We start from the raw sequence: 23438 nt of genomic DNA, 5'->3' as shown, positions 1-23438 counted from the left end.
ATGGCGCTTACAAAAGCTGAAATGTCAGAATACCTGTTTGAAAAGCTTGGGCTGAGCAAACGGGATGCCAAAGAGCTAGTCGAGCTGTTTTTTGAAGAAGTTCGTCGCGCTTTGGAAAATGGCGAGCAAGTCAAATTGTCTGGTTTTGGTAATTTTGACTTGCGAGACAAGAACCAACGACCGGGACGTAACCCAAAAACTGGCGAAGATATTCCGATTACGGCGCGTCGTGTGGTCACGTTCCGTCCGGGGCAGAAATTGAAAAGTCGGGTAGAAAACGCTTCACCCAAAGAATGAAGAGTTAAACCAAAGGCCGCGTAAGCGGCCTTTTTTTTTGTCTATAGAAAACCCCCAGCTAGGCTGGGGGTTCCGTAAAGCTTTCAGCTATAAGTCGGTTATAAAAACCCCTTTCGATTTGTTAAAACACCTTGCGGTCTGGCAACTGCAAAAGTTAAGCAAAAAATTGAAAGGGGGTCCCATGGGGGACGAAAAGAGCTTAGCGCACACCCGATGGAACTGTAAATATCACATCGTTTTTGCGCCGAAGTACCGAAGGCAGGTGTTCTATGGAGAAAAGCGTAGGGCAATTGGCGGCATATTAAGAAAGTTGTGTGAATGGAAAAACGTGAACCTCGTGGAGGCAGAATGTTGTGTGGATCACATCCATATGCTTCTGGAGATCCCGCCGAAGATGAGTGTGTCGAGTTTTATGGGATACCTGAAGGGTAAGAGTAGCCTGATGGTTTATGAGCAATTTGGCGATTTGAAGTTTAAATACCGAAATCGAGAATTCTGGTGTCGAGGGTATTATGTAGATACGGTGGGAAAGAATACATCGAAGATACAAGAATACATAAAGCACCAATTGGAGCAAGATAAGTTGGGTGAGCAACTCTCGATCCCATATCCGGGTAGCCCGTTTACGGGCCGTAAGTAATCCATAGATGCAAATGTCAGATCGCGATGCGCCTGTTAGGGCGCGGCTGGTAACAGAGCCTTATAGGCGCATATGAAAAACCTCCGGCTATGCCGGAGGATATTTATTTGAGTGAGCGATGAACTTTAGGTATCGCTAGAGGGTTTCTTTGTTTTGGGTACAAGGTGAGGGGGCACTGGGCGATAGTCATCTATTAAATGACGGATAGCCAGAATAGGGTGATACAACAGCATTCGTGGTCCTGACCAGCGCATTATTGTTTTGATTTCTTCGCGTTTTGCTGGTTGATAGCAATGGATGGGGCATTGTTTGCAGGCCGGTTTTTCTTCTTTAAAGTAACATCTTTCCAGACGATTCACCGCATATTGGAATAGATGAACATAACGGTCGGCATCGTTTTCTGGTGCTGGATGCCTTTTTTCATACAGATCAATCATCAAGCTGACAGTATGGATTTCTCGTTGGATTCGTTTCCCCGGCATAATATTATTTCTCCCATCTCCTGCTGCACAGTGCTTGAGTTAATAGATATATTTTATATGCAATTTATAAATGATGAAATAGTGGTTCACACCACAACACCACAAGAATAAAGATGGAATGCACATTATCGATCAAGGGGCGAAAAAATACGTTTATGAGGAACGTGTTGCCATCCAGGACAGCAGTGATCCTACCGTGATCATGAGAACTCCCTGCCAGAACGAAAAGGTGGGGATAATATTCAGCCATAATGCACTCAGTAATGCAGATAGCATTGGCGTAAAGTAAGATGCGGTGGCCAGCAATGTGAGATTACCCCGCTGTATGCCGATGTCCCACGCCATATACGATAATGCCGTAGAGCCTGCGATAAACAGCAATTCCAACACCGTGGTCAGAGAAAAGGAAAGCACGGGTTCTTCGCTGAACAGATATTGACGCCACAACACCGCTGATACCGCAACAAAGAACAGTGAAATACCGCTTTTACCACCACCAAAACGGCGAGAAACATTGCAATACAGTGCCCAGACAATAGCGGCGGCAAAGGCCAATCCGTAAGCTACGGGGTTGGCAATAATGTTGTGCCACATGAGTGATAGTGACCAGACACCATCGCCTTTCATGATCCATACGATACCGGCTAATGACAGCGCAATACCTGGCCACAGGAAAAAGCGACTTTTCTGTTGGTTAATAACGATGGCGAACAGAATAGTCAGACAAGGCCAGAGATAATTAATCATTCCCAATTCCATAGCCTGCATACGATTACTTGCAAAACCGATAGCCAGAGAAAAAAAGATCTCATAGCAGACAAACAGGGCTCCACCTAGCAGTAAATAGATTTTGGATTGACTTCTAATGGGAGGAAAACCATTGAACAGAATAAGGCATAGTGCGCTGGAGGAGTAAATCATTGCGGCTCCGCCAAGAGGGCCCAGCGATTCTGTCAACCTTCGTATTAGTCCAACAGACGTACTCCAAAGCAGTATGGCACTTAATCCAACCAGCGTAGCGCGTTGTGACGTTATTTCCATGATGAGGGCTTAAGATGGGGTCCAATGAAAAGCGGATGTCATAATGGCATCCGCATAACGTATTGAGTTATGTCAATTAACGCCAGAAGTCGTCAAAAACGGTAATTGGCGGACGACGTTTGTGTTCGGTCTTGCTGTACCAGTTTTCGATGATTGCTGCATCTTTCGGATCAATCTGTTTGCCCTCCAGATAATCATCAATTTTTTCATAAGTGACGCCAAGCGCCACTTCGTCAGGCAGAGCCGGCCGATTATCTTCCAAATCTGCTGTGGGGGTCTTGGTATAGAGATGGGACGGGCAGCCAAGCAGTTTTAACAACGCTTTCCCCTGGCGTTTATTCAAACGGAAGATTGGATTGATATCCGTACCTCCATCACCGTATTTGGTGAAGAAACCCGTTACGGCTTCAGCAGCATGATCCGTTCCCGCCACCAGACCTGCGTTCATGCCCGCAATACTGTACTGAGCTTTCATCCGTTCACGTGCTTTTTCATTGCCTTTCACAAAATCGGACAGTTCAATACCTAGCTCACGCAAGGTCGCTTCACTGGCCTCTATGGCTGGCTTGATGTTTACTTTCAACACTCGGTCTGGTTGGATAAATGCAAGGGCGTCCTGGCAGTCATGTTCATCGGCCTGTACACCGAACGGCAAACGAACAGCGATGAACTGGTAATCGTCTTTTCCGGTTTCATTGCGCAATTCGCTAATGGCGGTTTGGCATAGTTTGCCAGTGAGGGTCGAATCCTGGCCACCACTAATTCCTAATACCAAACTTTTGATAAATGGGTGTGCTTTAAGATAATCTTTTAAAAAATCAACACTCACACGGATTTCCTGCGCTGGATCGATGGTGCTTTTTACACTTAGCGCCTGGATGATTTCCTGCTGTAATGACATACAACCCCCTCCTGAACTTATTGATACGCCAGAATAATTATTCTCATTGCTAAAGATTAACGTTAACTGCCACAGAGTAAAAGAACAAGTCATGTGCGGAGAGTTTTACACGAGATTAGTGTTATTGGTGCCAACTTTTATCTTATCAAAAGCAGCGTTTCGGTTTGAGAAGCCACACATTCTCATCTAGTCTTAAGTCTAATGGATATAAAAATGGGGTACCTCAATGAAAAATGGTCGACTCATCATGTGTATTGCCGCAGGTGCGGTGATGCTTTCTGGATGTACAGCATATAATCGGGCTGAAAACTATTTAACAAAACCCGTGGTAAGAGATGTGAATAAAGGTATGACCAGGCAGCAAGTGAACCAAATTGCCGGTTCTCCTTCGACGACCGTTACAATGGTCAATGCCAGGGGAACGTGTGATACTTATATCTTGGGAACGCATGATGGCAAGGTTCAGCATTATTTCGTTAGCTTTGATGAAACGGGCCACGTTATGAACAAGGGTTTCCAAAGCTGTCAGGAGTACGATACGAATCCACAGCATTAATTCAGGTTGAGTATAATCATACCGGAGGAGGGTAACCGCCTCCGGTTTTTTTTGTGAAAATGGTCAGATATTAATATTGTGCCAGTTTTGTATATTATGGGATGAGTAATTGATGAACACGGTGCTGGAAAAGCTTAATTGACAGCGTGTCGTTCCAGCCATCAAGCGGTTGTTGGGGGTGAAAGATTGAAAAGGCAATCAATCCAATGCAGAGGATACGCTCCAGTTGATTACCTTTTTGACTGTTCAGGATAGGCAAACGAAAGCGCCAGCGACATGGCCATAGTAGCGGAACTCCTGCGGTAGTCAGCATATCGCCAGCGATATGGCTAAGATAGCCAACGATCATGGCGTGATAGGCATCAGTGGGTATTAGCCAGTCAGTAGGTAACTGGGTATGGATAAAATAGAGCCCGAGCATGATTGCCAACAGACTGTGGGTAAAACCGCGGTGACCAAATGCCCGGGCGATAGGAACGGAAATCCACTTTAACCGTTGCCCCAGCACTGATTTAGGATGATCGATATCTGGCAACAAGGCCGTCAGTAACGCACCTGGAATAATATGCCACCAGTCTCCTGCGGCCAGCGCGGGCGATAGTTCTATTTTTTTAGCCAAGATAACACTAGCAATAGAGAAGAGAAGGTGTCCTTCCGCAGTCATGAAACGTCTCGAAAACTGTTATTTTATACAGTATAGGAGATCGTGATGAGTGACGAAAGCAGTGACAGCGTAACTATTTATTTTTATTGATGACATTAATCATACTATTGGTAACCATTCATCAATAAAGATTATTTCCCCGCATGATCATTTTCTTTTTTTATGGCTGGCAATGATTTAATCCAGTTATCCAGTAATTGCGGCCAGGTTGCGACGGGTAATCCCTGGGTCCCACGGATACCAAAACCATGTTTACCCTGCGTAAACAGATGCATTTCAACCGGGATATGATGCGCCCGTAATGCCGAAAACATAACCAGACTATTATCAACAGCAACGGAAGGATCATCCACCGCATGGACCAAAAATGTTGGGGGTGTTTGATCGGTAACCTGTGTTTCGGCAGAATAGCGATTAATCTGTGCATTGGTAGGATGATGACCTATCAGTGCAATCCTGGACCCATTGTGGGCAATAGCTGTTTGCATGGAAATGACAGGGTACATCAACACCATAAAATCAGGCCGGGCACTTAGTTTGTCAATAGCATCCTGGGCGGGATAAACAGCCTGATCGAATCGTGTACCAAGACTGGCAGCAACATGACCACCGGCAGAAAAACCCATAATGCCAATTTGTTGTGGATTGATATGCCATTTGCCAGCGTTGGCGCGTAAGCTACGAATAGCTCGTTGTGCATCGGCTAACGGAGCATCTGCACCTTCTTTGTGACCTTCACCAGGCATTCGATAGGTCATCACAAACAGGGTATAGCCTTGTTGATTAAAGAAAGGGGCTAATACACTGCCTTCTTTATCCAGAACAACTCGTTGGTAGGCGCCGCCTGGTGTGATGAGTAGCGCGATTCCATTAGGTTTACTCGCTGGATAGACAGTAATTTCCGGGCTACGAACGCCGGTGGCGGCTCGATCGGGCAACGCCGGGTTTTTGCTTCTTTCCACGACCTGTGGTTGTGCGTGTGAGGTCGCTGCCCCAGGAGCTTCCTCTTGTGGCCAGACGGGGAAAGTCGACTGGGAGTAACTGAATCCATTAACTGACATCATAATGGTTCCGGCAATTAATAAACGGAGAATCATGATATACCTTTTGGTTTGTAATAGGTGCAATAGTGAAAAGAGTCAGTTTCGATATATTGTTTTTTCAGCAAAAAAAAACGGACATTTATCGGAGAAAATGTCCGCTATAAAATGATGACTAAACAAATAACGTTCATTCGTAAAGAGGGTAGTTAGACACAGGAATATCAAACTCAATTAATGATAGCGTTATTAAAATAAATTCACAAGCAATGATTATAAATATGTAATTTAAAACCAAACCAGTTATCAATTTAATTTATCCGAGAATATAAACCGCCTTCTATAACAAGCAAGGCAGTCTGCCGTTACCTATTAGAATGTGTAGACTACACCTACACGATAACGGGTTTGACGATGATCGCTGGTGCCGTTATCTGCGAGGTTGGATAAAGAAATATAAGGCTTCCAGTTTTTATCCCATTTATAAGATAATTTAACCTGATGATCGGCATTGTAGCTATGGTTGTCATAGCTCTTTGCTCCGGCATGGTTAATTTTCTTGAAGTCATATTCATAAGAAATATTATAATCTTTGAGAAACGTATAGCCGACATTTGCGGTAATATTATAACCATTCTCAGCCGTATTACTTGAACTACCAATATTACCACTGATACGTTTGTAATAAGGGCGATAACGCAGTGTGGCAGTCCAGTCATCGGCAAATTTTACTCCACCGCGAAGATAAGGACGATAAGTATTGTATGTGGACCCGGAGACTAAGCTAAAGCCACTTTCCAGCGAAAAAGTTTGATTGAATTTATAGAGATAACTCGCAATCACTTCAGTTTCATTGCTAACCTGTTCATTAAACGGCTTATTCGGCGTGCTGTCTGCACTGGATTGTTTCCATGATACTTCTGAAGATAATCCAAAACCATTGGCGAATCGGTTTGATATTAATAAGCGATCCCGTTGGTCACCTTTCGCAGTATCCCGCCATTCATGCCGGTAATCAATTGATACCGCCAGTGCGTTTACACTAATTAATGACGTTACAGCCAGAGCGAGTAGTTTTAATTTCATTTTTAATTTTCCCTATTAATTAAGGAGTGAAGCAAAAAATTGAAGGACGCAATATTTCGTTTTAAAGCAGGTTCTATTTTAAGGACATATTAAATCTATTTTGTGATCAAGATCGGTTTGAATATTAAAAATTGAAACTTGGTTTCATTTTGTGATGGCGATCAATGGGAATATATGATCTGTTTCATTTTTAATAAAATAACCCTGCCATGGGTATGGCAGGGTTATTAATATAATAAATAACTTCTATTATTATCTCATGGCACGTTTCAGAATACGATCACCTTGACGCTGGAAATATTTTGCTGTTTCTTTCACCGACTTCTGACCGTAGTCAATATACTGAATGGCATCACCGAATAGTACTACGATTTGCGGATCATCAAAATAAGGTGATGTTTTCATTGCATGTGGTAAAGACAGTGCCATAGTCAGGCCTGCTACCGATGGATCGCTATCTTTAATTACGCCATCAGCACGTAATTGCGCGACGGCGGATTTGCTCAATGGTACACCACGCTCCAGGCCCATGGCCTGTACACCTTCTTTACTGTTCAGTAAGAAGTTGATTAACATCGCGGCTTCTTTCGGATGCTTGGTAGATTTACCGATAGAAAACATCTGTGCAGGTTTAAAGAACAGACCTGCGTCTTTGGCACCTGGTAACATGGGGTAGTCTCCCAGTACCAGCTTGGCAGGCGCTTTCAAGTTATCAGAGTACTTGGTAATGGTAGAGTTCCACATATAAGTACCCGCCCATTCACCCGCAATCCACGGTTTCATTTCATACATATTGCTCTTGCCGAACGAGGCATAGTATTTCGATGATGGCATAACATGGGAATCGACCATTTTTTTATACATCTGGAAGAACTCAACCCATTGTGCCTCGGTATAAGCGAATTTTTTCGCCTTTTCATCCACGGCAGGAATGTTGTATTTCTGCACCATGTAAGAACGTAACAACGCCAACGAGTCCTGATGTTCCAGAACGACGGGATAGTATTGATCTCCCAGTTTCTCCTTGAATACTTTACCGGCGTTCAGCAGTTCATCCCAGGTTTTCGGATAGGACAGCCCCGCTTTTTTCCAGGTTTCGTCGTTATAGTAGAACATCCGGGCTGTGACGGAGATAGGAATGCCGTTCAATTTTCCGTCAATAGTCGTAGCTTGCAGCTCTTTGGGGCTGAACTGTGATAGATCCAGCGGGCCATTCACTTTGTTCAAATCATAGAAGCCATCGCCATTTTTGGAAAAAATAGGCAACCAGTTCCAGTTGGTCTGCATTACATCGGGTTCAGTATTACCGGCAATCTGTGTGGTAAGACGAGAGAGATGTCCATCCCAACCAGTATATTCTGCCTTAACGTCAATGTTTGGGTACTGTTTGTGGAATGCATCAATGGCTTTCAGTGTCGCTTGGTGACGTCCGTTACCGCCCCACCATGACACACGCAGATTAACCTGATCTGCTGCAAAAGATTGATGTGCCAACAGTGCCAGAGATGAGGCAATTAATGTGCGTAGGATCACTTTTTTCATCGATTACTACTCCTGTTATAGAGAGATATTTTGTTCTGTTTTTGCATCAAAGATATGGCATTTATCCATATCAAACTGGAAGAATACCTGGCGATGCAGGCCATTCTTGATAATCAGCCTGGCTTCGTCGGAAGGCATACGGCTGGTTAATTCAAAGCCATCAACTTTTATGTACATAAAGAATTCATGGCCCATATTTTCTACGCGGACCAATTCACCCTGTGAGTGACTGGTTTCGAAAGGGGTTTCTGAAACAGTGACGTATTCGGGACGTATACCGAAACAGATCTCTTTGCCTACATAATCTTGAACTTTGCTCTGTTGTGACTGGTTGAGTAGCAGGGGATAGTGACCGACTTTCAATCCGATCTGACCATCGTGCTCAAGTAACTGTCCGGGTTTGATGTTCATTTCCGGCGCACCAATGAAACCGGCCACAAACATATTTTTCGGGTAGTGATACAGGTTATCTGGCGTGTCCACCTGCATGATGTGGCCTAGCTTCATGACGCAGATACGATCACCCATTGTCATGGCTTCGGTCTGGTCATGAGTTACATAGACTGTGGTGGCTGGTTTACCGCTTTTCTTTAACTCTTTATGCAAATCCGAGATACGGATACGCATTGAGGCGCGCAGTTTGGCATCCAAATTTGATAAGGGCTCATCAAATAGAAATACATCCGGTTTTTTTACAATGGCGCGACCGACAGCGACACGCTGCGCTTGACCACCGGATAGCTGACGCGGTAACCGGTCCATCAAGTCTTCCAACTCCAGAATTTTAGCCGCTTCGTTGACATGATCTTCGATCTGGCTTTTGGGCATCTTGCTCAACTTCAGACCAAACGCCAGGTTCTCGCGTACCGTCATATGTGGGTAGAGGGCATAGTTCTGGAACACCATTGCGATGCCACGTGCTTTGGGTACCAGATTATTGACGATGCGTTCACCGATACGAACTTCACCGCCACTGATGGTTTCCAGACCAGCCAACATGCGCAGGGTTGTGGATTTAGCACAGCCAGACGGACCAACGATAACCATGAATTCACCGTCTTTGATCGTTAGGTCGATACCGTGCACTGCTTTGAAACCGTTGGAATAGACTTTTTCCAGTTTGTTGAAAACAACTTCAGCCATGATAGATCCTCAATTAACCTTTAATTCCGCTGCTGGTAACGCCCTGAACGAAGTAGCGCTGAGCCATGAAGAAAATGATGATGGATGGCAGGATTGAAATACTTGCCATTGCCAGAATTTCGTTCCACGGTGCGCCTTCTGTAACGTCAATAGACATTTTAAGAGCCAACGCAATCGGGTATTTATCAACGCTGTAAACGTAAATCAGCGGGCCGATAAAGTCGTTCATGGACCACATGAACTGGAATAGTGCTACCGAGATAATGGCCGGCTTCAGAATTGGCACTACCACATACCACAACACCTGGAAGGAGTTACAACCGTCAATCTGAGCGGCTTCTTCCATATCACGTGGGACACCGCGCAGGAACTGAATCAGCATGAACACAAAGAATCCTTGTGTTGCGAATGCCAGCGGTAGATACAATGGCAGGTAGCTGTTCAGCATGCCCATTTCACGGAACATGATGTACTGAGGGATCAACAACACGGTACTGGGCAGCAACATGGTGGTAATCAGTGTGGCAAACCAGAAGTTTTTCCACGGGATCTCGAAGCGGGCAAAGCCATACGCCACGATAGTGGAGGAAATAATGGTCAGGATGACTTTCGGAATCACATACTCGAACGTGTTAATCATGTAGTGACCGAAGTTGTATTCCGTCCCCGTTCTCCAGCCGTTAATAAAACCATCCCACGTGATGTGTGTCGGCCATAAGCTGAGCGTGGTGAAAATTTCACGGTTTGGCTTAAAAGACGCTGAAAACATCCAGACCAATGGGTAGAGCATCAGCAGGCCAACAAACAACAGAATCACATAACGAATGCCTGCATTGAGTTTCTCTTTACGCAGTGTGCGGCGTACTTCTTCTGCTGCAATATCCTGTGCAGACATTTGTGAATGCATATCAGCCATTTTTTCCTCCCTTATCGGCGGAGTAGAACACCCAGTATTTAGATGATTTGAAGGAAATTGCCGCAAACACGGCTACAACCAAGAACAAAACCCAGGCAAGCGCTGCGCCGTACCCCATATCGAAATACTTGAATGCCGTATCGTAAATATAAAGTGAGAACAGATAGGTATAGTGGGTAGGACCACCGCCAGTAATGACATAAGGCGCGGTAAATTCCTGGAATGCCTGTGTGGTTTGCATGATGAAGTTGAAGAAAATAACCGGTGTAATCAATGGTACGGTAACTTTCATGAACATCTGCCACTTGGAAGCCCCATCTATCATCGCGGCTTCATATTGTGACTGAGGGACATTCTGTAGTGCGGCAAGGAAGATCACCATGGCGGAACCAAATTGCCAGACACGTAATAGGGTCACAGAAAACAGTGCCAGAGAAGGTTCACCAAGCCAGTTGATGGCATGGAAACCCAGTACGCCAAGGAAACTGTTCAAAAGTCCATCGATAGCAAACAGTGCTCGCCACAATACGGCAATGGCTACGCTGCTGCCCAGAATGGAGGGAACATAGTAAGCAGTACGGAAGAAACCAATACCACGTAATTTAAAGTTAAGAACAAACGCGATTAGCAACGCGAATATCAGTTTCAAAGGAATGGTCAAAAATACATAGGCAAATGTAACACCCATGGATTTCCAGAAGAGATCGTCTTCCAAAAACATCCGGTGGTAATTTTCCAGACCGGTGAATGTTGGCGGACTCATCAGGTCATACTCAGAAAAGCTGAGTATGAAAGAAGAAATAAAGGGGAAAGCGGTAAAAACTATCAACCCTATTATATAAGGAGAGATATAGGCTAACCCCAGCATTCTGTTTTCATTCATAATGCTTACCTACTTAGTAATTGTGAACCAGTAAAAATAAAATTAATGTGTTAATAATTCAGGATAAATAAACTCTATGTCATAGATGACCCTATTTTCCCCATTAATGCGAAAGTCTCCGTGTACATATCCCCCCGGTGTCAGTATGGGCGGGCATTTGCTCAGTTTGTTTTTGCAGGCGGCAACCAGCGCCAGCAAAATTAAAGGGAAGGGGTCATCCAGACGAACATAACGATGCTTTTCTGAACGGGTTAACAGACCATGATGAAAATGACGTTCAAATAATATTTCTGCCAATGCCCAGGCATGATCAGCCCATTTTTTTGATTGCTGATGTTCAGCCAGTTCTATCATGGCAAGCAGTAGAAATGGGGTCGCAACCGTACTTAATCCGCCTTTTCCCAGACGCTCCAGCATGGTGGTGAGCAGTGTGTACAATTCCACATCACCACTCAGTCGGTAAGCACGCACCAGTGGCAATAAATAATCACCTTCTAGTGGAAAAGGCTTAAGCTCTGTCCCTGCTTTTCCGTAGTAACCATCACGTTTGAAACGATAACCGGTCATGTCCTGACCGTCATTCCACATGGGGCGCAACGTATTACTGTCAGCGTCGTAAGCATATTGGTAATAGTTTTTCAGCCCGGAAATCACCCATTCCAGCATGTCACTGTCAGGGTGCTGATGCAGGATATCCAGCATCGCCAGTGGGCTGTCGATCAACAATGGACGCATATCCCGGAATAACACATTCGCTTCACGGGCAATGGCACCGAACTCCGGGCCAAACTGGCGTTGGGCGCGATCGCCGAACCAGGACTGTGTCTGATTATCGTCGTCCGGAATCGGCTGGCGTTGCAAGGGCGAGCTGAATTGGTACACCGGCATTCCGGTTTCCGGATTGCGCGCCAATACATATTGACGATAGAGATGTTTTCCCCATAAGGCTGCTTGTTTATCCCCGCTAAATTGTGCATAGGCAAAGGCGGCATAAATCAGGTCAGTACCGGCATTGACAAAAGTAAGCCCTTTCGTCAGCGGTAATTCAGGCCATTTTGCAGGGTCTACCACATCATGGTGCGTGTGCATAAAAACGTGTGGATCGCGTGGTTTGGCATAATCACCATGACGACCTAAATCCAGTGAGTTCCAATCCTCGACGTGTGCGTTCCAGAAGCCCTGTAGAAAATGAAGTGTTTTTTCAGCATTAATGCGGTGCAAGAACGGGTAATAGGGTAAATGGTGTTTTAATTCATGCACCAGAGATTTTGATTCTGGTCCTTCGCTTTTCAACGAGTCCAGATTAATAAAGCGATGTCCACCCCAATAGAAAAGACCACTATTTTCGTCAACAAAGTGAGAAAAGAAAAATTCACATTGGGAAATAGCCGTTTTCTGATATTTCTCTATTTCTGTGACGATACTCATGGAATCTAACAAACGAAGCCAATTTTGCTGGCTGGCAAAATTAGAAATGGGAGCATCGTGCCCATCAGGAAATTTCCAGACAACTGGCGCTCTCGTTTGTACATCGAAGCCATCAGCCAATAACGGTGTCGGATTACTGTGGCTGTGACCATATTGCTGTATTTTTTCAATATGGCTGTTCAGCGCGGCGAGCCATAAATCGAGCTGTATTTCTTTGCTGGTGTCTAAGTGACTAAAAATACTCATGGAGCACCTTCTCATGGAACTGTTAGACGGTTCCTTATAAATAGAAACGCTGTTTCGATTGATTATATTGCGCTACCCGCCCATCCGTCATGCACACAATATCGAAAGTGTGATCAAAGTCGGAACGTTGTTTTGAAAATTTTTTGAAAGGCTTTGGAAGCGTGAGAGAAATAGAAATTTATGAGTAAGATATTGATAGATAAATAAAAGGCACAATTCAGGATTGTGCCTTGCATCACATTAAAGATCCAAAAAAACTTAACGCGACAACCAGCCACCATCAACAGCAATGGTATAGCCATTAATGTAGTCAGAGGCGCTGGAAGCCAGGAATACTGATGGCCCCATCAAATCCTGCGGCAGACCCCAACGACCAGCCGGGATACGATCCAGAATTTCTTTGCTACGTTCTTCATCGGCGCGCAATTGTTGGGTGTTATTGGTTGCCATATAACCAGGGGCGATAGCATTGACGTTAATATTGTGTTTTGCCCATTCGTTGGCCATCAGGCGGGTGATCCCCATAACGGCACTTTTGGATGCAGTGTAAGACGGTACACGAATCCCACCCTGAAAGGACAGCATAGACGCAATATTAATGATCTTACCGCCGTGACCCTGCTTGATGAACTGCCGGGCAACGGTCTGAGACATGAAGAATACGCTCTTGATGTTCAGATTCATCACGTCATCCCAGTTTTTCTCACTGAAATCAATCGCATCTTCACGACGAATGATACCAGCATTGTTAACCAGGATATCTACCTTGCCGAATTCAGCAACCGCTTTTTCAACCAGTGCTGCATGGCCGGCAATGTTGCTCATATCCGCAGTCAGACTCAGGAAACGGCGCCCCAAGGAAGTGACTTTTTCAATGGTATCTTTGGGGTCAACAATGTTGACGCCGACGATATCACAACCAGCCTGTGCCAGGCCGATAGCCATACCTTGTCCCAGTCCTGTATCACAACCTGTGATAAGTGCAACTTTACCTTGCAAATTGAAGGAATCTAAAATCATAGCCTTAATCTCTCTGTAAACGACAATACCTCGTCGTGCGCTGTTACTGTAGGGGAATATCAGTAATTCCGGTTAATAGCGATTAGCGTAATTCGCTAACTTTGACGGGATCCATATCTCCAAAAACTTGATTCTCGCCAACCATGCCCCAAATGAAGGTGTAGCGTTTGGTGCCAACACCGGAATGAATTGACCAGCTCGGTGAAATCACCGCCTGCTCGTTATGAATCAGAATGTGACGGGTTTCCTGCGGTTGCCCCATCATATGGAATACGGCTGTTTCCTCATCCATATCAAAATAGAAGTAAACTTCCATGCGACGCTCATGTGTATGGCACGGCATGGTATTCCAGAGACTGCCTTCTGCCAGTTTGGTCAGGCCCATGGTGAGCTGACAAGTTGGTAAAACGTCAGGAACGATATACTTGTTGATGGTGCGGCGATTGCTGCTGGCGTCTTCACCGAGTGTTTGCGGCGATGCCTCTGTCTGTGTGATTTTGCGTGTCGGGTAGGTGGTATGTGCCGGCGCACTGTTATAATAAAACTTGGCAGGATGCTTGGGCGATATACTCTGAAACCGAATATCACTGGCTCCTTTGCCGATATATAGCGCTTCTTCGTTGTCGATGTCATAGCGTTCGCCATCAACCACGATAACGCCAGCACCACCGATATTAATGATGCCCAATTCACGGCGTTCCAGAAAATAATTGACACCCAATTGCTTGCCAACTTCATCACCGATGGTGATGACAGCATGTACCGGCATAACACCGCCGACGATAATGCGGTCAATATGGCTGTATGTCATGGTGTAGGCATCAGCTTCAAAGATTCTCTCAATCAGAAATTCACGACGCAGGCCAGCTGTATCGAGTTGTCTGGCATGGTCGCAGTGAATGCTTTGACGAACTTGCATTAATGAGCCTCGTTTTTCAGACAGAATAAAGAATGGGTGTTAAGCCCTGAATGAAAGCGCCAAGCGGCACAAGTGTCATTGCGTGGCAGTGACAACGGCACCTGTGCCTGTGTTGCCCGGTACTTTCTTGTTATAGTGCGATGATAGTGTGGTTGGGATGTTAATTCAATAAAAATGAAATAATGTTTTATTTATTTCTTGAGGATCGTCATGGTTTTGCTTATTTTATATTTCATCCTGTACCGATGTTACTAGAATGTCGGTATTTACAATTATTCCATTCCTGTAAATCAGCAGCAGGTGGACCAGAGATACGATGAATAAGGAGATAGAAAGCATGAGACGGTACTTTATTGACGATGAAACACCTTGGGAAGAGTTGGGTGATGGCATCAAACGCAAAATCATCAGCTGGAGCGATGATTTGATGATGGTTTGCGTACATTTTGCCAAGGGGGCAATAGGCACGCCTCACAAACATGATATCCACGATCAGATTGCTTATGTGGCAGCGGGTAGCTTTGAAGTGATGATTGAAGGTGAAAAGCGAATTCTGAAAACCGGTGATGCTTATATGGCTGTGAAAAATGAAATGCACGGCGTTATCTCATTGGAAGAGGGCAGTGTGTTGATCGACACATTTTCTCCCAAACGCGCAGATTTCCTCTGACAGTGTGTCAGCATCGGTCACGTTTTGACCGATGCTCTTTCCGTCATCACATCACATCATTCACATGTAACTGTTGCAGAGACATCAGTTTCTTATCTGCCAGTACCCAGCGTGGGTCATGTTGTAATTCTTTGGCAGGAACCACGATTGAGCGCATTCGCGCTGCTTTGGTGGCAAGCATACCGTTGATGGAATCTTCCAGCGTGACACATTGCAAGGGATGAACTCCGAGATCCCGTGCCGTCTGTAGATAAATTTCCGGATGCGGTTTGCTGTAAGGCAAGTGTTCTGCTGATACAAGTACGTCAAAATAATGTTCCAGGTTAAACATATGTAGTACTTGCAGCAACATTCGATCGGGAGATGCCGACGCAAGTCCGATTTTCAGGTTTTGCCGGCGACACAGTTGTAAGGCATGTTCAACACCAGGAAGGAGTGGGCGACGTTCGTCCACTAACGCTATTGCGCGATCGATGATACGGGAGACAACTTCTTCGCGATCCGGACCGGACCAGGGAGCCAGTTGATACCAGAGATCAACTACCATATCAATACGTAGCCCCAGTGTGTCGCTCATGGTTTCCTTTAACGCAGTATCGATGCCCAGTGATGCAATCACTTCCAGTTCAGCCATTTCCCATAGTGGTTCCGAGTCAATCAGTAATCCGTCCATATCAAAAATCACGGCGTTAATCGGGTAAACAGGGGTCATCACCAAGCTCCTTGGGGAAAGAAACGCTAAAAGCCATCATTATACGTTAACGTATTACCAATAAAGGAGATACAGAAAGAAATATTGACTCGGTGTAAACGTGAAGTACCCTGCTAACGGGTTTTTATGTGTCTACACTGTTTGTTATCGGATTGGCGACATTTTTATACTGCGTCACTCACAAGGGGAACTCATGACGTATCAACAGGCTGGCCGTGTTGCCGTGGTTAAACGTATCGCGGGATGGATTGTTTTTATTCCGGCTATGCTTTCGACACTGATTTCACTGGCAAATCTTATCCATGCCTTTACAGAGAGAAAACAAGGAATTAATGGGGTGATGCAGGACTTTCTGCATTTGGTTGTGGAAGTTCTACGTTTTAATACACCTTTTCTGGATATTTTTTGGTATAACTCGCCGGTTCCTGATTTCAACCAGTTACAGGCTATTTCTACCATAATGTTCTGGTTAATCTACATGCTCATGTTTGTTGGTTTGGCAATGCAAGTATCCGGCGCTCGGTTGTCCCGGCAGGTGATACACATCCGTGAAGGGTTGGAAGATCAACTCATCCTGGAGAAAATAAAAGGCGTCGACGGTAAAACAAAAACGCAACTGGAATCGCTGATAATACTGCCCCGACATACGATTTTGGTTCAGTATTTCCCCCTGTATGTATTGCCGGTCATCGTGGCCGCCATTGGCTATATGGTATTGAAACTGCTAGGGCTGGCGGTCTGAGCGTTTATTACGGAGCAGATAAATGTCGGCTCCGTAGTCAGTCCGCTAAGTAGAGTTGCTGTTCGATAGCCTGTTGAGCGGCAACAATATGTCTACCACCAAATAAATTGGCGCGATTAAGCAGATAATAAATCTGATAAAGAGGTTGTCGTTCCACAAACCCTTTATCCAGCGGCCAGATGCTTTGATAACCATCGTATATTTGTGGCGGTAAGGCGGGATAAAGTGGCAACATGGCCAGATCGCATTCTCTGTCTCCCCAGTAACAGGCCGGATCAAACAGATAGGCTCCTTGAGGGCTGGCGGCACAGTTTGCGGGCCATAAATCACCGTGTAGTAATGAAGGTTGCGGCTGGTGTCCAGCGAGACGCTCCTCGACCTGTGCAATCAGTGTATTAATCTCGCCGAAATGCATACCTTTTTCCTCGGCTAGTTGCAGTTGCCAGCCAATGCGTTGTTCTGAAAAAAATGTTGACCAGCGTCGTTGCCAACTATTGGGCTGAGTTGTTGTTGATAGATCATTGTCAAAATCGAGACCAAACTGGGGTTGATCGCTCCACTGATGCAAGTGTGCCAGTTGTTCCCCCAGACACCAGGCGCTGTGGGCATCTAATGGTTTGATGGTCAGATATTCCAGCAACAAAAAGCTGTCATCCCGAAAGTGACCTACGCCATAAACTTTGGGTACATTTACGGTTTTGCTGCGAGCCAGTAGCTCAAGCTGTTCGGCCTCCGCCATGAATTTTGGCAGCATTTCCCGTACATCGCATTTTACAAAAATCGTATACTCACCATAGCGCAGGTACCATGCAGGGTGAGTCTCACCTCCGGGTAGCTCCCGACGTTCCAGCATTTCGCCAGGTCCCAGCCGTTCTTCCAGTAATTGGCTAATTGTCTGCCACATGGGGTCATCTCCTGTCGATGTTTCCGATATATCATTACGTTAGCGATTTATGCAGTACAAAAACTGAATCTGACGCACACCCGAGACTTTACGTGTTTATTAACGGGATAGCTGAGCGAAAAGTCGTGATGCTGTGGAATACACTATCGTCGATAATCCGCTGTTGTCACTGTGAACCACAATAATAATCATCAGGGATCGATTAGCAACTGCGGAGTATGGCAGTGCATTTTGACGTGATGACCGACGATTCATCGGCATCCCTTAGCTGCTCTTCCAATAGACGGAAACGACATTGCCCGAATGAGGAAACCAACAGGGAGCATGAAAGTATAAGCAATGAAACAGAAAATATAGCCAGCACCGAATTTTTATTTTATTGATAATCCTGATGTTGTGGCTTACAGCCGCGTCTGCTCAAACTGTATTCACCTCAAGGTATCAATGTGAGGCTAAGTTAACCAGGCATATTGCGCGTTAATTCCTTCTGTTTGCTGCCAAGCATATAAACCTGACTGATTAGAAATAATAGTGTTATCACCATTAAAAAAGTTCACTATCGAGATTACTGAATAGCTATTCGAACGGTTTAGGGAAAGTGCTGATGCAACGTTGAACTATTTATTTTAGCAAACAATTTCATCATGCAAGTAGTGATGACAATAAAATAAGAGGCTTTATATCATCTTTGTTTCATTATTATTGCCTTGACAAGCAATCACATGAGGTAACTGTAACAAACCATTCTGGCACCTGATCGCATGAGAAAGATTTTCTTATCATTTTCAACGAATAAGTAACACCACTTACACAGTAGTTAGTGGGCGCGAACACAATTTCCTGTACTGAATTTGTACATTCTACACAGTATGGTAATAATGTTTTGTTATGTTTAACGTGTCAGCTCAATTAATTAAGCGTATCGACTTGCGTAATCACGATATTATGCACATAATCAAATCATTGGGCGTGCCGTCTGATGATGTATTTCTGTGTTCAATATAGCAACTTAATGCGAATTGATATATTAGTAAGACATTAAAAGACCTAATTTGTGCGGCATGTCCATCACTGGCAAAAAATGGCTTGCCAATGATTACAGAGTGTGTAATAACGCATCTGGGTAAAACGAGGTACAGTTCTGTATATGAATGGCATTTTCAGTAAAGAAGTTATGAGTACAAACGTTAGCGTTGAATACCACTTCTCTGCCGATCCTTATTTTAGTGCCTCAAGCAGTAACGACTCTGATTTGTATGTATGACGCCTCTGTGCGGTTTAAACTATTAAAGGAAATTTTGAAATGGCAAAGATTAAAGGTCAGGTTAAGTGGTTCAACGAGTCTAAAGGCTTTGGTTTTATCACTCCGGCTGATGGCAGCAAAGATGTGTTCGTTCACTTCTCTGCAATTCAAGGTAACGGCTTCAAAACACTGGCAGAAGGCCAGAATGTAGAGTTTGAAATTCAGGATGGTCAGAAAGGTCCGTCTGCCGTTAACGTTACTGCGCTGTAATTTTCAGCCTACGTAGCAAAACCCGCCTTGGTGCGGGTTTTTTGTTTTCTGGTTTCCAACAGTTAATCAAAAAGAAAAAGAATGGGAATGTTTTTAGCACCATACCAATGTCCATTGTGCCATCAGCCTTTGAACCTGGAATCACAACGTTGGTCATGTGGCCATCATCACTTTGATTGTGCCAGAGAAGGGTATGTGAATTTATTACCAGTACAGTTCAAACGCTCAAAACAGCCAGGTGATAGTGCCGAAATGATGCAGGCCCGACGCGTATTTCTTGATGCGGGGCATTATCAGCCATTGCGAGACTATCTAACGGGTCATCTTGATTACCGACTGTCTCCGTCTGCGACAACCGTTCTGGATATCGGCTGTGGGGAAGGGTACTACACAGCGGCGCTAGCCGACTGTCTGTCGCAACACAATGCTATACAGGTATATGGACTGGATGTCTCCAAAGTGGCTATTCAGCGAGCCGCCAAACGTTACCGGCAGGTGTGTTTTTGCGTAGCATCCAGCCAGCGTTTGCCATTTAATCCTGGATCAATGGATGCTGTGCTGAAAATTTATGCGCCTTGCAATGACGAAGAGCTAAAGAGGGTGGTGAAACCTGGCGGCATTGTTATCACGGTATCGCCAGGCCCTAGACATCTTTATCAATTGAAGGCCCAGGTATATCAGGATGTGATGTTGCATCCGATCAGAGAAGAAACATTGTCTGGTTTCAATCAAATTGATGAACATAGCGTGCAATATCAAATGGTGCTCACCGGGCAAGAAAGCGCCGCATTATTACAGATGACACCATTCGCATGGCGGGCGGCGCCGGGTGTGGGACAGCAATTAAAAGAACGGGAAAGTTTCGCGTGTGAAACCGATTTTATCATTCGTACTCATCAGCGTCAGGTTGAATGAAAAACAGCTAGTGTTGTTTTACCCGCAGACAAAAACTGCTGCGGATAAAATATCAGGCTAAATTGATCAAGTGTTCATAAAGAATATTACAGCCAATGCCTATCAGCACCAGACCACCAATAATCTCTGCTTTCTTGCCAAGAATAGGCCCAACGTGGCGACCAATTAACATGCCGAACGTTACCATAATCATGGTCGCACACCCAATCGCCATTGCGGTATGAAAAATATTAACCTGTAGGAAAGCAAGTCCCACGCCTATTGCCAATGCATCCAGGCTGGTTGCTATCGCAGTGCAAATTAAAATAAACAGACTGTGTTTACTGATCTTTTCGCACTGACAGGTGTCCTTGTTTTTCATGCCTCCCACAATCATACGTCCGCCAAGTATTAACAGCAGACTAAACGCTATCCAATGGTCCCATTCGGCAATAAAACGGCTGGCATAAAACCCCAGTGCCCAACCGATAAGCGGTGTTATGGCTTCGATGATGCCAAAGATTAAACCGGTGCGGATAGCTTCACTAAAGCGAGGTTTGTGCAGTGTGGCACCTTTACCAATGGAAGCAGCAAAAGCATCCATTGACATGCCAAAAGCAAGAATAAGCGTTGCAGATAAATTCATAGTTCATAGCCTCGGCTGGACGGTTCCCATATCCACGTCATTCACCCCCAACCATAACGGTGAATCCCGTGTCTATGGTCTCGCCTGCCAGCTTGGCCGTTCGCACCACGTTTTTAGAAAACGAGTATGTTGACACGAACATTCCTGATAAATTCTTCAGGAATCGGCTACTCCCCAATGACTGCGCAACACTAACATATTATTCAGGCAGGAAACAACAGCAAAGATGGTAGGGTTTAATAATGGCAAGTGATAATAATTTTCATTTCTGATATAAATGAAATAGTTGGTTAAAATAGCAACAAATCAATGTGGTTAAAATAACACCATATTTTTTGTGGAGTATTTTTCGGTTGATGTGAATAAATAAAAAATATATAACTTATTGATTTTCAATCATAAAATTATATATTTTTTCTAGATCATCCAATTGTTGAACGTTAATTAGCAAACGCCGTTGTTCAAGTTCTATCACCAGAATGCCATCTTCAGATAAATTTATATTTTTAATACGACGATACGCAATAAAAATATTGGCATAGAAAAAACCCTGTGATTTGAACAATAATTTTGGATGTCGAATATAAGCGATATATATTGCCACTAACGCCAGAAAAGAAAGTAAAAAGGTCGTCAATGGTGTTCCCTGAGTGGTGATGTTTTTATAAATAAGAATGGCGATAAGACCGATAAAAATAAATGTATCCAGACGATTGCTGCGACGAAGATAGACACAGAGCTGGGTAGTGCCTTGAAGTCGAGCCATGATGAACTCATCATAGATAGCGTAAAGCAGGGCAATGATAATAGAAATTATCAAGGCAATATCGGTAACTGACATGTATGGCTCCGTGAAGCGTGCCGGGGGTTTCCCCCCGGACGTACAAATTACAGCCCCAACAGGCCGATCCAATAACCAAAAATACCAATGGCAAAGAAGCCAATAATCAGCCACAGCGCATTAATCTTACGCCGTAGCAGCCACATACATCCAAAGGTCAGTAATAATGGCACCAGACCGGGCATTAACTGGTCCAGAACAGACTGTACCGTAGTAACGGTTGTTTGTCCGTTTGCGTTGGTTATTCGTGAAACCACCAGTGGTATATTCACGTGTGTCCACTTATTAACCAGTGCCCCCATGACGAAAAGGCCGAGAATGGATGAACCTTCAGTCAGTTTTTGCAGCAGTCCACCACCCATGTCACCAACAATGGCGACGCCTTTCTGGTAGCCATACGCTACGCCATAGTAACGGACCAGCAAACGCACCAGGTTAAATAGTACGAAGAACAGAATCGGGCCAAGCAAGCTACCGCTCATTGCGATACCGGCCCCGAGGGCAGCAAAAACCGGACGAGCGGTTCCCCAGAATATTGGATCGCCGACACCAGCCAGAGGCCCCATCAACCCAACTTTCAGACCGTTGATGGCAGCATCATCAATTGGTGCACCGTTAGCACGTTCTTCTTCCATCGCCATCGTTACCCCAAGAATCGGGGCGGCGACAAACGGTTGAGTATTGAAGAACTCCAGATGGCGTCTGATAGCCTGTTTCCGTTCCTCCGAGTTTTCCGGGTAGAGGCGACGGATCACCGGCACCATGGAAAAGCAGAAACCCAACGCCTGCATACGTTCAAAGTTCCACGACCCCTGAAACAGGTTGGAGCGAATAAATACCGCGCGGATATCGCTGGCCGTGAGTTTTTTATCATGTGTTGAATCAACCATTTCTCTCACTCCTGTTAGTCCAGTTCGTTATCAAGGTCGTTTTTGCTATATGCCTCAGCAGAGGAGCCTTGCATTTTGTTGTATTTCGGGTTGAGCTGGATATATAACACAGCCATTACCACGCCAATGACACCCAGAGCGACCAGGTTGAAGTTGGTGAAAGCCGCGGTAACAAAACCCAGATAATAGAATGGCATCAGATAGCCAGCACGCATCATATTGATGACCATGGCGTAACCGACGACAACGATCATCCCCCCGGCGATAGTCAGCCCATTGGTAATCACCTCTGGGATAGACGAGAGTGCGGAGTGTACCACTTCCGTACCCACAGAAACGGCAACGATCACTGCCGGGATGGCGATACGCATGGCTTGTAGCAGCAGAGCAGAAACGTGAATCCAACTGATAGCGGAGAGATTACCGCGTTCCGCCGCGCTATCTGCGGCATGTTGGAAAGCGACAGTAATAGTACGAACAATAATGGTGAGCACCTGGCCTGCGGCGGCCAGAGGAATAGCCAAGGCAATACCGGCCCCAATGCTTTGACCACCAGCAATAACCAAAATGGTGGAAATGATAGAAGCCAGTGCGGCATCAGGCGCAACAGCAGCGCCGATGTTCATCCAACCCAACGCGATCATTTCCAACGTACCGCCGATAATAACCCCTGTTTTTACATCACCTAATACAAAGCCGATTAACGTACAGGCGACCAACGGGCGGTGGAACTGGAATTCGTCAAGAATAGATCCCATGCCCGAGACACAAGCTACGATAAATATCAGCACAATTTGAAGTGTGGTGATCTCCATTGTACTT

At 45.0% G+C, this 23438-nt stretch carries 27 protein-coding genes and 1 riboswitch; of the genes, 8 read left to right on the top strand and 19 right to left on the bottom strand.

What is annotated here, in order from left to right; all coding sequences use genetic code 11:
* Positions 1-297 (top strand): integration host factor subunit alpha, encoded by a 297-nt coding sequence (gene ihfA, locus RS889_RS12240; RefSeq protein ID WP_009112984.1) that lies wholly within the window; start codon positions 1-3, stop codon positions 295-297.
* A gap of 181 nt (positions 298-478) precedes the next feature.
* Positions 479-937, top strand: coding sequence for an IS200/IS605 family transposase (gene tnpA, locus RS889_RS12235; protein WP_315707820.1), 459 nt, complete (start codon positions 479-481; stop codon positions 935-937).
* A gap of 125 nt (positions 938-1062) precedes the next feature.
* Here the strand turns inward: tnpA and RS889_RS12230 are convergent, their stop codons facing one another.
* The 3 genes from RS889_RS12230 to nadE all read right to left on the bottom strand — a co-directional run bounded on the left by RS889_RS12230 (position 1063) and on the right by nadE (position 3361).
* Positions 1063-1419, bottom strand: a complete 357-nt coding sequence (locus tag RS889_RS12230; RefSeq protein ID WP_315707460.1) for a nitrous oxide-stimulated promoter family protein — start codon at positions 1417-1419, stop codon at positions 1063-1065.
* A 153-nt stretch (positions 1420-1572) separates the two neighbouring features.
* Positions 1573-2454 (bottom strand): aromatic amino acid DMT transporter YddG, encoded by an 882-nt coding sequence (gene yddG, locus RS889_RS12225; RefSeq protein ID WP_315711040.1) that lies wholly within the window; start codon positions 2452-2454, stop codon positions 1573-1575.
* Positions 2455-2536: 82 nt separating this feature from the next.
* On the bottom strand, positions 2537-3361 hold the full coding sequence (nadE, locus tag RS889_RS12220; RefSeq protein WP_315707459.1) for an ammonia-dependent NAD(+) synthetase: 825 nt from the start codon (positions 3359-3361) through the stop codon (positions 2537-2539).
* 226 nt (positions 3362-3587) lie between these two features.
* Here nadE and osmE point away from each other — a divergent pair, with 226 nt between their 5' ends.
* Positions 3588-3917 carry an osmotically-inducible lipoprotein OsmE gene (gene osmE / locus RS889_RS12215; RefSeq protein ID WP_315707458.1) on the top strand — a complete coding sequence of 110 codons (330 nt, stop codon included), beginning with the start codon at positions 3588-3590 and terminating at the stop codon, positions 3915-3917.
* Positions 3918-4011: 94 nt separating this feature from the next.
* Here the strand turns inward: osmE and RS889_RS12210 are convergent, their stop codons facing one another.
* The 10 genes from RS889_RS12210 to kduI form a co-directional block, all read right to left on the bottom strand.
* Complete coding sequence (locus tag RS889_RS12210; protein ID WP_315707457.1) at positions 4012-4581, bottom strand: metal-dependent hydrolase; 570 nt, start codon at positions 4579-4581, stop codon at positions 4012-4014.
* A gap of 131 nt (positions 4582-4712) precedes the next feature.
* On the bottom strand, positions 4713-5678 hold the full coding sequence (gene paeX, locus RS889_RS12205) for a pectin acetylesterase PaeX (protein WP_315707456.1): 966 nt from the start codon (positions 5676-5678) through the stop codon (positions 4713-4715).
* Between the two features lie 315 nt (positions 5679-5993).
* On the bottom strand, positions 5994-6707 hold the full coding sequence (locus RS889_RS12200; protein ID WP_315707455.1) for an oligogalacturonate-specific porin KdgM family protein: 714 nt from the start codon (positions 6705-6707) through the stop codon (positions 5994-5996).
* A 252-nt stretch (positions 6708-6959) separates the two neighbouring features.
* Positions 6960-8249 (bottom strand): ABC transporter substrate-binding protein, encoded by a 1290-nt coding sequence (locus RS889_RS12195; RefSeq protein ID WP_315707454.1) that lies wholly within the window; start codon positions 8247-8249, stop codon positions 6960-6962.
* Between the two features lie 15 nt (positions 8250-8264).
* A complete protein-coding gene (locus RS889_RS12190) occupies positions 8265-9392 on the bottom strand; it encodes an ABC transporter ATP-binding protein (protein WP_290182778.1) in 1128 nt (375 codons plus the stop codon).
* A 13-nt stretch (positions 9393-9405) separates the two neighbouring features.
* Complete coding sequence (locus RS889_RS12185) at positions 9406-10308, bottom strand: carbohydrate ABC transporter permease (protein ID WP_021015825.1); 903 nt, start codon at positions 10306-10308, stop codon at positions 9406-9408.
* Positions 10301-11191, bottom strand: a complete 891-nt coding sequence (locus tag RS889_RS12180) for a carbohydrate ABC transporter permease (RefSeq protein WP_021015826.1) — start codon at positions 11189-11191, stop codon at positions 10301-10303. The genes RS889_RS12185 and RS889_RS12180 overlap by 8 nt, the downstream gene beginning before the upstream one ends.
* Positions 11192-11233: 42 nt before the next feature.
* Positions 11234-12865 carry a pectate disaccharide-lyase PelW gene (pelW, locus tag RS889_RS12175; RefSeq protein ID WP_315707453.1) on the bottom strand — a complete coding sequence of 544 codons (1632 nt, stop codon included), beginning with the start codon at positions 12863-12865 and terminating at the stop codon, positions 11234-11236.
* A 258-nt stretch (positions 12866-13123) separates the two neighbouring features.
* Positions 13124-13885 carry a 2-dehydro-3-deoxy-D-gluconate 5-dehydrogenase KduD gene (gene kduD, locus RS889_RS12170; RefSeq protein ID WP_021015828.1) on the bottom strand — a complete coding sequence of 254 codons (762 nt, stop codon included), beginning with the start codon at positions 13883-13885 and terminating at the stop codon, positions 13124-13126.
* Between the two features lie 82 nt (positions 13886-13967).
* Positions 13968-14804, bottom strand: a complete 837-nt coding sequence (gene kduI / locus RS889_RS12165) for a 5-dehydro-4-deoxy-D-glucuronate isomerase (protein ID WP_315707452.1) — start codon at positions 14802-14804, stop codon at positions 13968-13970.
* A 337-nt stretch (positions 14805-15141) separates the two neighbouring features.
* On the opposite strand from kduI, the gene RS889_RS12160 reads away from it, so the two are divergent.
* Positions 15142-15474, top strand: a complete 333-nt coding sequence (locus RS889_RS12160; protein ID WP_021015830.1) for a cupin domain-containing protein — start codon at positions 15142-15144, stop codon at positions 15472-15474.
* 46 nt (positions 15475-15520) lie between these two features.
* Here RS889_RS12160 and hxpB read toward each other — a convergent pair whose 3' ends face one another.
* The gene (hxpB, locus tag RS889_RS12155; protein ID WP_315707451.1) at positions 15521-16186 is read right to left on the bottom strand and encodes a hexitol phosphatase HxpB; all 666 of its coding nucleotides are present in this window, start codon (positions 16184-16186) and stop codon (positions 15521-15523) included.
* 193 nt (positions 16187-16379) lie between these two features.
* Here hxpB and RS889_RS12150 point away from each other — a divergent pair, with 193 nt between their 5' ends.
* Positions 16380-16928, top strand: a complete 549-nt coding sequence (locus tag RS889_RS12150) for a YniB family protein (RefSeq protein ID WP_315707450.1) — start codon at positions 16380-16382, stop codon at positions 16926-16928.
* 37 nt (positions 16929-16965) lie between these two features.
* Here the strand turns inward: RS889_RS12150 and RS889_RS12145 are convergent, their stop codons facing one another.
* A complete protein-coding gene (locus RS889_RS12145) occupies positions 16966-17832 on the bottom strand; it encodes a fructosamine kinase family protein (protein ID WP_315707449.1) in 867 nt (288 codons plus the stop codon).
* A gap of 1147 nt (positions 17833-18979) precedes the next feature.
* On the opposite strand from RS889_RS12145, the gene RS889_RS12140 reads away from it, so the two are divergent.
* The 3 genes from RS889_RS12140 to rlmA all read left to right on the top strand — a co-directional run bounded on the left by RS889_RS12140 (position 18980) and on the right by rlmA (position 20260).
* Positions 18980-19096, top strand: a complete 117-nt coding sequence (locus RS889_RS12140) for a DUF2627 domain-containing protein (protein WP_071790862.1) — start codon at positions 18980-18982, stop codon at positions 19094-19096.
* 39 nt (positions 19097-19135) lie between these two features.
* On the top strand, positions 19136-19345 hold the full coding sequence (cspE, locus tag RS889_RS12135; protein ID WP_005968829.1) for a transcription antiterminator/RNA stability regulator CspE: 210 nt from the start codon (positions 19136-19138) through the stop codon (positions 19343-19345).
* Between the two features lie 87 nt (positions 19346-19432).
* On the top strand, positions 19433-20260 hold the full coding sequence (gene rlmA, locus RS889_RS12130) for a 23S rRNA (guanine(745)-N(1))-methyltransferase (RefSeq protein WP_315707448.1): 828 nt from the start codon (positions 19433-19435) through the stop codon (positions 20258-20260).
* Between the two features lie 52 nt (positions 20261-20312).
* Here the strand turns inward: rlmA and mntP are convergent, their stop codons facing one another.
* The 4 genes from mntP to RS889_RS12110 all read right to left on the bottom strand — a co-directional run bounded on the left by mntP (position 20313) and on the right by RS889_RS12110 (position 23431).
* Positions 20313-20885, bottom strand: a complete 573-nt coding sequence (gene mntP, locus RS889_RS12125; protein WP_315707447.1) for a manganese efflux pump MntP — start codon at positions 20883-20885, stop codon at positions 20313-20315.
* 49 nt (positions 20886-20934) lie between these two features.
* A riboswitch (yybP-ykoY riboswitch) is annotated at positions 20935-21073 on the bottom strand.
* 194 nt (positions 21074-21267) lie between these two features.
* Positions 21268-21726, bottom strand: coding sequence for a DUF986 family protein (locus tag RS889_RS12120; protein WP_021015836.1), 459 nt, complete (start codon positions 21724-21726; stop codon positions 21268-21270).
* Positions 21727-21773: 47 nt separating this feature from the next.
* The gene (locus RS889_RS12115) at positions 21774-22616 is read right to left on the bottom strand and encodes a PTS mannose transporter subunit IID (protein ID WP_315707446.1); all 843 of its coding nucleotides are present in this window, start codon (positions 22614-22616) and stop codon (positions 21774-21776) included.
* Between the two features lie 14 nt (positions 22617-22630).
* Positions 22631-23431, bottom strand: a complete 801-nt coding sequence (locus RS889_RS12110) for a PTS mannose/fructose/sorbose transporter subunit IIC (protein ID WP_315707445.1) — start codon at positions 23429-23431, stop codon at positions 22631-22633.
* Positions 23432-23438: the final 7 nt, after the last annotated feature.

Origin of the sequence: Brenneria uluponensis (assembly GCF_032395385.1) — a bacterium.
GTDB lineage: Bacteria > Pseudomonadota > Gammaproteobacteria > Enterobacterales > Enterobacteriaceae > Prodigiosinella > Prodigiosinella aquatilis.
This window is presented reverse-complemented; position numbering and strand designations above follow the sequence as displayed.

Coding starts and splice junctions, on each gene's coding strand:
- ihfA (WP_009112984.1), top strand. CDS start 1: ATGGCGCTTACAAAAGCTGAAATGTCAGAATACCTGTTTGAAAAGCTT.
- tnpA (WP_315707820.1), top strand. CDS start 479: ATGGGGGACGAAAAGAGCTTAGCGCACACCCGATGGAACTGTAAATAT.
- RS889_RS12230 (WP_315707460.1), bottom strand. CDS start 1,419: ATGCCGGGGAAACGAATCCAACGAGAAATCCATACTGTCAGCTTGATG.
- nadE (WP_315707459.1), bottom strand. CDS start 3,361: ATGTCATTACAGCAGGAAATCATCCAGGCGCTAAGTGTAAAAAGCACC.
- osmE (WP_315707458.1), top strand. CDS start 3,588: ATGAAAAATGGTCGACTCATCATGTGTATTGCCGCAGGTGCGGTGATG.
- RS889_RS12210 (WP_315707457.1), bottom strand. CDS start 4,581: ATGACTGCGGAAGGACACCTTCTCTTCTCTATTGCTAGTGTTATCTTG.
- paeX (WP_315707456.1), bottom strand. CDS start 5,678: ATGATTCTCCGTTTATTAATTGCCGGAACCATTATGATGTCAGTTAAT.
- RS889_RS12200 (WP_315707455.1), bottom strand. CDS start 6,707: ATGAAATTAAAACTACTCGCTCTGGCTGTAACGTCATTAATTAGTGTA.
- RS889_RS12195 (WP_315707454.1), bottom strand. CDS start 8,249: ATGAAAAAAGTGATCCTACGCACATTAATTGCCTCATCTCTGGCACTG.
- RS889_RS12190 (WP_290182778.1), bottom strand. CDS start 9,392: ATGGCTGAAGTTGTTTTCAACAAACTGGAAAAAGTCTATTCCAACGGT.
- RS889_RS12185 (WP_021015825.1), bottom strand. CDS start 10,308: ATGGCTGATATGCATTCACAAATGTCTGCACAGGATATTGCAGCAGAA.
- RS889_RS12180 (WP_021015826.1), bottom strand. CDS start 11,191: ATGAATGAAAACAGAATGCTGGGGTTAGCCTATATCTCTCCTTATATA.
- pelW (WP_315707453.1), bottom strand. CDS start 12,865: ATGAGTATTTTTAGTCACTTAGACACCAGCAAAGAAATACAGCTCGAT.
- kduD (WP_021015828.1), bottom strand. CDS start 13,885: ATGATTTTAGATTCCTTCAATTTGCAAGGTAAAGTTGCACTTATCACA.
- kduI (WP_315707452.1), bottom strand. CDS start 14,804: ATGCAAGTTCGTCAAAGCATTCACTGCGACCATGCCAGACAACTCGAT.
- RS889_RS12160 (WP_021015830.1), top strand. CDS start 15,142: ATGAGACGGTACTTTATTGACGATGAAACACCTTGGGAAGAGTTGGGT.
- hxpB (WP_315707451.1), bottom strand. CDS start 16,186: ATGACCCCTGTTTACCCGATTAACGCCGTGATTTTTGATATGGACGGA.
- RS889_RS12150 (WP_315707450.1), top strand. CDS start 16,380: ATGACGTATCAACAGGCTGGCCGTGTTGCCGTGGTTAAACGTATCGCG.
- RS889_RS12145 (WP_315707449.1), bottom strand. CDS start 17,832: ATGTGGCAGACAATTAGCCAATTACTGGAAGAACGGCTGGGACCTGGC.
- RS889_RS12140 (WP_071790862.1), top strand. CDS start 18,980: ATGAATGGCATTTTCAGTAAAGAAGTTATGAGTACAAACGTTAGCGTT.
- cspE (WP_005968829.1), top strand. CDS start 19,136: ATGGCAAAGATTAAAGGTCAGGTTAAGTGGTTCAACGAGTCTAAAGGC.
- rlmA (WP_315707448.1), top strand. CDS start 19,433: ATGTTTTTAGCACCATACCAATGTCCATTGTGCCATCAGCCTTTGAAC.
- mntP (WP_315707447.1), bottom strand. CDS start 20,885: ATGAATTTATCTGCAACGCTTATTCTTGCTTTTGGCATGTCAATGGAT.
- RS889_RS12120 (WP_021015836.1), bottom strand. CDS start 21,726: ATGTCAGTTACCGATATTGCCTTGATAATTTCTATTATCATTGCCCTG.
- RS889_RS12115 (WP_315707446.1), bottom strand. CDS start 22,616: ATGGTTGATTCAACACATGATAAAAAACTCACGGCCAGCGATATCCGC.
- RS889_RS12110 (WP_315707445.1), bottom strand. CDS start 23,431: ATGGAGATCACCACACTTCAAATTGTGCTGATATTTATCGTAGCTTGT.